Here is a 996-nt window from a genome sequence, read left to right as displayed (position 1 = left end):
TTGATAAGCTGGCACCTTCTGTTACTCGATCTGCAGCAGTAACGATGGTTTGTTTAATATGTAGATTGGTGGTGACGGCGGCGCCAATATGTAAAGCTTCAATTAATGGCACACCTGAGCGTACCAATATCGCAAGTGTACTGGCAAAGCGGGCAGCATTGAGACTTTTAGAGAGCCGTGCCAATATTGGTAACCGAAGGACGATGCTATCAATAGCAAGCTTGCCTGCTTGCGTTTGCGCAAACCGGTAAAACAAAAAAGCGCTACTTATGAACACTAATAACATCAGCCACCACCACTGGGTGATGGCGTTGGACATCGCTAGCACCACCTGCGTAATTAATGGCAGTGCCTGCTCAGACTGCTCAAACACTTTGACAATCTTAGGTACCACAAAGCTCATCAACCCCATAATGACACCGACTGCCATGACCATCAGTACGATAGGATATACCATTGCACCTTGGATTTTCTTTTGTAAGGCAAAGCGGTTTTCAGTATAGTCGGCCAATTGATTAAGAATCAGATCAAGATGACCTGACTTTTCACCAGCCGCGATAGTGGCAATATATAAAGGCGGAAAGCTTGACGCTTGCTGTAACGCACGGGCAAAACTTAAGCCTTCTAGGACGTGTGAGCGTACTGCCAGCATCAGAGACTTGATATGAGTTTTGGGAGATTGCTTGGCGACAGCGGCTAGAGTTTCTTCAAGAGGAATACCAGCTGCTAGCAGGACAGAGAGCTGACGAGTCAATAGTGCCAGCTCATAAGCAGATGGTTTTTTATAACGGCTGCGCTGTCGACCTTGCTTGTCATTGACAGCATTGACCTCTACTGGCGTCCACTGTTTGTCACGAATCTGCTGGCGTACTTGCCGCGCCGAGTCACCTTCTAGCAATCCTTTTTGGACATCGCCTTGGTCGTCAAGCGCTTTATAATGATAAGCAGGCATAACAGCGAGTATCCTAAGGCAATAGATGAGAAAAGAAATGGTGA

At 46.9% G+C, this 996-nt stretch carries 1 protein-coding gene; it reads right to left on the bottom strand.

What is annotated here, in order from left to right:
* A partial coding sequence (locus ACS8FD_RS17090; RefSeq protein ID WP_439276725.1) for a type II secretion system F family protein occupies window positions 1-952 on the bottom strand: 952 nt, incomplete at its 3' end.
* Between the last annotated feature and the right edge of the window lie 44 nt (window positions 953-996).

This window comes from Psychrobacter sp. 1U2 (assembly GCF_051847575.1).
Note: the sequence above shows the minus strand (reverse complement) of the source record. Positions and strands in the feature narration are given on the sequence as shown.